General features: G+C 60.9%; 6 protein-coding genes and 1 pseudogene. All 7 read right to left on the minus strand.

Going from position 1 to position 5,264, the window contains the following annotated elements; translation table 11 throughout:
- Positions 1–558: pseudogene (locus AKL29_RS46205) on the minus strand (conjugal transfer protein TrbE); the annotation flags it as partial.
- Positions 559–568: 10 nt separating this feature from the next.
- Positions 569–832, minus strand: coding sequence for a VirB3 family type IV secretion system protein (locus tag AKL29_RS39790; RefSeq protein ID WP_050387943.1), 264 nt, complete (start codon positions 830–832; stop codon positions 569–571).
- Positions 832–1,155, minus strand: a complete 324-nt coding sequence (locus AKL29_RS39795; RefSeq protein ID WP_050387944.1) for a TrbC/VirB2 family type IV secretion system protein — start codon at positions 1,153–1,155, stop codon at positions 832–834. Before AKL29_RS39795 ends, AKL29_RS39790 begins: the two co-directional genes overlap by 1 nt.
- Before the next feature lies 1 nt (position 1,156).
- Positions 1,157–2,119 (minus strand): P-type conjugative transfer ATPase TrbB, encoded by a 963-nt coding sequence (gene trbB, locus AKL29_RS39800; RefSeq protein WP_082190837.1) that lies wholly within the window; start codon positions 2,117–2,119, stop codon positions 1,157–1,159.
- Between the two features lie 180 nt (positions 2,120–2,299).
- A complete protein-coding gene (locus tag AKL29_RS39805) occupies positions 2,300–3,634 on the minus strand; it encodes an MFS transporter (RefSeq protein WP_050387946.1) in 1,335 nt (444 codons plus the stop codon).
- Between the two features lie 135 nt (positions 3,635–3,769).
- Positions 3,770–4,195, minus strand: coding sequence for a ribbon-helix-helix domain-containing protein (locus AKL29_RS39810; RefSeq protein WP_050387947.1), 426 nt, complete (start codon positions 4,193–4,195; stop codon positions 3,770–3,772).
- Between the two features lie 6 nt (positions 4,196–4,201).
- Positions 4,202–5,264, minus strand: a 1,063-nt coding sequence (locus AKL29_RS46210) for a type IV secretory system conjugative DNA transfer family protein (RefSeq protein ID WP_244482683.1), incomplete at its 5' end; no start/stop codon positions are given.

Raw genomic sequence — 5,264 nt, forward strand, 5'->3', positions numbered from 1 at the left:
AGTCAGCGTATCCTGATCATCGAGCCAGGCGCATTCTGGCATGAACCCTTCAAGGAGACTGAGCACGCGGTTGGTTTGGTCGACAAACCCGCGCAGCACCTCCCGGGTATCTGCTCCAACGGTGCGGTCGCGACCTTCATAGAGCAATCGCTCCGCCTTAGCCGCTCCCTCCTCGGGAGGCAGATAGAGGAGGGTCACGAAGTAGCTGGACTCGTAATGCGCCCCCGCCTCTTCGAACTGAGCCCTGCGTTCCGCGTCGACCAGCGCGGAAGCGACGTCCGGAAAGGAGGCAGGTGGGTACGCCCCCGCAAAGTGACGCTGCGCCTCGATGAACACGGCCCAGCCGGATCCGAGGCGACGCACGGCGTTGTTCAGACGGCCGGCAACGGCGACGAGTTCGGCCGGCACTGCACTATCTAGGTCGGGTCCGCGGAACTTTGCTGTCCGCTGGAATGAGCCGTCCTTGTTCAGGATGATTCCCTCGTCGACAAGGGCTGCCCAAGGCAGGAAGTCGGCAAGACGTGTATTGGAATGGCGATATTCGGCAAGGTTCATCATGACCGAGAACTCAGAGGTTGAGATGACCGGGAATGCGCAGATGTCGGCGCACCACATCGACAAAGGCGGGATCGCGCCTGGCGGCCCAGACGGCGGCCATGTGGCCGATGAACCAGAGAACAAGACCCGCGATCCAGAGCCGCAATCCCAGCCCAAGGGCTGCCGCAAGCGTGCCGTTGACAATCGCAACCGACCGCGGCGCGCCGCCCATCAGGATTGGCTCGGTGAGCGCACGGTGAACGGGCACGACAAAGCCTGTAACCTGATCACCCATCAGATCACCACGCCGCCGCCGAAGGAGAAGAACGACAGGAAGAAGCTCGAGGCAGCAAACGCGATCGACAGACCAAACACGATCTGGATCAGCCTGCGGAAACCACCTGACGAATCCCCGAACGCGAGTGTGAGCCCGGTCACGACGATGATGATGACGGCGATGATCTTGGCGACCGGACCTTCAACCGACTGCAAGATCTGATTGAGTGGCTGCTCCCACGGCATGTTCGAGCCAGCCGCCCACACTGGTGCTGACGTCAAAAGCACCGCGCCGAAGGCGACCAGCGATGCACCTCGAAGAAAGCGAAATTGCTGACGCATGTCAGTCTCCTGCTGATGAAAGGTTGTAGTCACCGGCGGCCCCAAGGCCCGTGACTATGGCGAGTTCAGCGAGGCGACGGTCACCGCCGTGACCCGCAAGCACAGCAACGAGATTGATGGTCTCCGCGATCAGGGCGCGCGGAACCGTGATGACCGCTTCCTGGATGAGTTGCTCGAGCCGCCGCAGCGCGCCGACCGCGCTGCCCGCATGGATAGTCCCGATGCCACCGGGGTGACCGGTGCCCCAGGCCTTGAGCAGGTCGAGCGCTTCGGCACCGCGAACCTCGCCAACCGGAATGCGATCCGGACGTAATCGCAGCGATGAGCGAACCAGGTCGGAAAGCGTGGCCACGCCATCTTTGGTCCGCAAAGCTACGAGATTGGGTGCCTTACACTGGAGTTCGCGCGTATCTTCGATCAGCACGACCCGATCGGAGCTCTTCGCGACCTCGGCGAGGAGTGCGTTCGTCAAGGTTGTCTTGCCGGTCGATGTCCCGCCGGCGACGAGGATGTTCCTCCGTGCGGAGACCGCGTCCTTCAGGGTCCTGGCCTGCTCCGAGGTCATGATCCCCCTGGCGACGTAGTCGTCGAGTGTAAACACGGCCACGGCCGGTTTGCGGATAGCAAAGGCCGGTGCCGCAACGACCGGAGGCAACAGGCCTTCGAAGCGCTCACCGGTCCCAGGCAATTCGGCCGAGACCCGCGGCGAGCCGGCATGCACCTCCGCACCTACGTGGTGCGCTACCAGACGAACAATGCGCTCGCCGTCCGCCGCCGACAGAGTTTCACCTGTGTCGATCAGGCCATTCGACAACCGGTCGATCCACAACCGCCCATCTGGATTGAGCATCACCTCGATGATCGCATCGTCTTTGAGGTAGCCGGCAATCGCAGAGCCAAGCGCGCTGCGCAGCATTCGCGCGCCGCGCGAACTCGCTTCCGATTGAATGGAATGGATTGCCATCGTTCGTCCCCCGAATGAGGACGCCCAAAGAGCACCCTCAGATGGGGATGATTAGAAAAGGCACCAATGCACCTGGCGCAACAAGCGCTTTCGGTGATCGTAGGCTGGCGTAGAAAAAGGAAGAGTGCGAACTGGCATTTGACGGCTACTTAATCGTATCCGTTCGTCTTGAGTTGTTGCTCACCACTCCGCATCGTCATCCGTGGGCATGAGGATGACCGAATCCTCATACAGCCCAACTGACCCGACAGCGTAGGTAACATCCGCCTGCTTGAAGACGAGGATTGACCTCATCCACGAAGCGATGGATCGGCACCAGGGCACCGCGAACCAGACCAACGTCGCGATCTGCAGTGCTACGTTGAGACCGAACGCGACTTGATAAGCTTGGACGGACCTATGGCCATCATTCGCAGGCCATTGCTCCAGGATCAGACCTGTCGCGTATTGGGCCAGAAATGCCCAGCCAAAGTGCAGGACGTTCAACGCCCCATTGGCGCGACCGGCAAGTTCCGGCGGATTGTAATCCGCTATCACCGCGAAGCTGACCACGGTTGCCGTTCCGACGATCGCAACGACGGACCAGGGCAAGATGGACGGCAAAGGCACGCGCAGGATCAACGCTAACTCCGCTGTGATAAACAGTATTGCGACCATCGCTAATATTGTCTCGGCCCCGAGACTTCTTCGTTTAATGTAATGAACAATCGTACCGAACAACCAGGCCCCGCCGCTAAGTATGATCGACATCATGAACAGCTGTCCTACGAGGCCCGCACGATCGAGACCTTCCACGTCCATCAGCCATGGTGAGGCCCACAATCCCTGCAGAGACCAGGCCGAACCAACGCACGACGCCGACAACGGGGCAATACGCCAGAAGCGTTTATCGCCGAAAACCGCGCTAAGGTTGGCGGACATTGACGGGGTCGAAGGGACAATAGCTCGCTCGGGAACCACGACATAGATGAGCATAGCCGTCGCAGCGGTCGCAGCCGCCAAGATTTCAAAGAGTTGGCGCCAGCCCATCCAGGTGAGTAGATGCTCGGCGGGAGCCGTGGCGGTTACCGCCCCCAGTGATCCGAGCATCACCATGTAGCCATTAAGCAAGGCCGATCGTTCTCTGGGGAACCAAAGGACTATGGATTTTAGGCCCGCCGTCAAAGCCGCTGCCACGCCCAGCCCAATCATCGCGCGTGCGATCAAGAATGACAGGAAACCCGTGGATACCGCGAACAATCCAGCGCCCACTGCTGCGAGCACGAGCAGCGCACTCTGGACGCGACGCGGACCAAACCGGTCCAGCAAAATGCCAACTGGGATCTGGACCGCCGCGAGAACAAGGAAATAGACCGACGTAAGCAGCCCGAGGTCGGCGGTCCCAAGCCCGGTATCCGAGCTGAGACGACCGGCAATCAAGGCGTTGATCGTTCGAAACAGATACGAAAGATAGTATCCAGCAGCAAACGGGAAAAATACGCGCGCCGTAAGACGCCATGCCCCTAGAATCTGCATGCTGGCCCTTCTTGCTCCTCAGCTCATTCGAGCCGATAGCGCGTCCAGCTTTTTAAGGGCTTGGCTAAATTGCTGTGATCGTGGGCTGGCGTAGAAAAAGAAGGACCGCCGAAATGGTCTATGTACACGGTTCAATCAGGTTTCCTCGGCCGGGTCCTGACGGCGGATATCTTCTGGAATCTCGCGTAGAAAGCTTTGCCCCTTTTGCAAGCGACGCCCGAGCGCCTCGACGAATCCTTCAAAGCGTTCCCTACCCTTTGCCTGAGCGGCCGCCTGCGCATTGTTTGGTAGCGGCGGCGTGATGGTCAGCCAGAAACGGATGAAGAGGGCCAGGGTCTCGGCCGTCAAACCGACGTCGCGCTCCAATCGCTGCATCTGACGCGATAGCCGATCGAGGCGGCGAGTAAACGCCGCCTCCCGCCTGTCCGCGCCGTCCGGTGACAGAAATGAAGCAACCGCCGCCTCCACGATAGCCGACCGCGAAAGCTTCTTGCGATCGGCGAGCTCCGAGATCTGTTTCAGAAGCTCTGGCGGGAAATAGACATTCATCCGGTCGCGCATATCGCCTCAGAGCTCCATACCGTCATTCGGGTCCATGGCGACCTGACGGGCGACGCCGCGCATCTGTTGGCGCATTTGCCGGGACTGGCGGGCCTCATCCTCATCATCGTCAAGAACCGCGGCAAATTCCTCCGCCGGGGTCGGCTCGCTCGTCTCCTTGGCGATCGCAACGTGATCGGGGAGTTCGGGCTCACGACGGAGACCGCTGTTCTCCGTGTCTTCCTTTCCTTGCCCCCTGTCGATTGGAGGCGGTGCCGGCTTCAGCGTTCCAAGCGTCGACCATCCGTCCGTTCGCGAAGATCGACCGGATGACGCCGGATCGGGCGGCGGCAAGACCCGCTCAGTAAACCGCGCATCCTCATAATAGCGGACCTTCTTCGCCCGGATCGGCGGCGTGCCCGCCACCATGACGATCTCTTCTATCGGCGGAAGCTGCATGACCTCGCCCGGGGTCAGCAGCGGCCTTGCCGTCTCCTGGCGCGAGACCATCAGGTGCCCCAGCCAGGGGTTCAACCTGTGACCGGCATAGTTTTTCATGGCCCTCATCTCGGTCGCGGTACCGAGCGCGTCGGACACACGCTTGGCAGTCCGCTCGTCGTTGGTCGCGAAGCTGACGCGGACGTGGCAATTGTCGAGAATCGCGTTGTTCGGCCCATAGGCCTTCTCGATCTGATTGAGCGACTGCGCGATCAAGAAACTCTTGATGCCGTACCCCGCCATGAAGGCAAGCGCGGACTCGAAGAAATCAAGCCGACCCAGCGCCGGGAACTCGTCGAGCATCATCAGAACTCGATGCCGCCGGTCACGGGCGTGCAAATCCTCGGTCAGGCGCCGACCGATCTGGTTCAGCACCAGGCGGATTAGTGGCTTGGTCCGCGAGATATCGGAGGGCGGCACCACGAGGTAGAGCGTCGTTGGGCCGCAATCTGAGATCAGATCGGCGATCCGCCAGTCGCACCGGCAGGTCACGTGGGCCACCACGGGGTCGCGGTAGAGCCCGAGAAACGACATTGCGGTGGACAGAACGCCGGAACGTTCGTTCTCGGATTTGTTGAGGAGTTCGCGCGCG

Origin of the sequence: Bradyrhizobium pachyrhizi, assembly GCF_001189245.1 — a bacterium.
In the GTDB taxonomy this organism is placed as follows: Bacteria; Pseudomonadota; Alphaproteobacteria; order Rhizobiales; family Xanthobacteraceae; genus Bradyrhizobium; species Bradyrhizobium pachyrhizi.

What these genes read in the sequence shown, in the direction of transcription:
- AKL29_RS39790 (WP_050387943.1), bottom strand. Translation starts at nt 832, where the DNA reads ATGGGTGATCAGGTTACAGGCTTTGTCGTGCCCGTTCACCGTGCGCTC.
- AKL29_RS39795 (WP_050387944.1), bottom strand. Translation starts at nt 1,155, where the DNA reads ATGCGTCAGCAATTTCGCTTTCTTCGAGGTGCATCGCTGGTCGCCTTC.
- trbB (WP_082190837.1), bottom strand. Translation starts at nt 2,119, where the DNA reads ATGGCAATCCATTCCATTCAATCGGAAGCGAGTTCGCGCGGCGCGCGA.
- AKL29_RS39805 (WP_050387946.1), bottom strand. Translation starts at nt 3,634, where the DNA reads ATGCAGATTCTAGGGGCATGGCGTCTTACGGCGCGCGTATTTTTCCCG.
- AKL29_RS39810 (WP_050387947.1), bottom strand. Translation starts at nt 4,195, where the DNA reads ATGCGCGACCGGATGAATGTCTATTTCCCGCCAGAGCTTCTGAAACAG.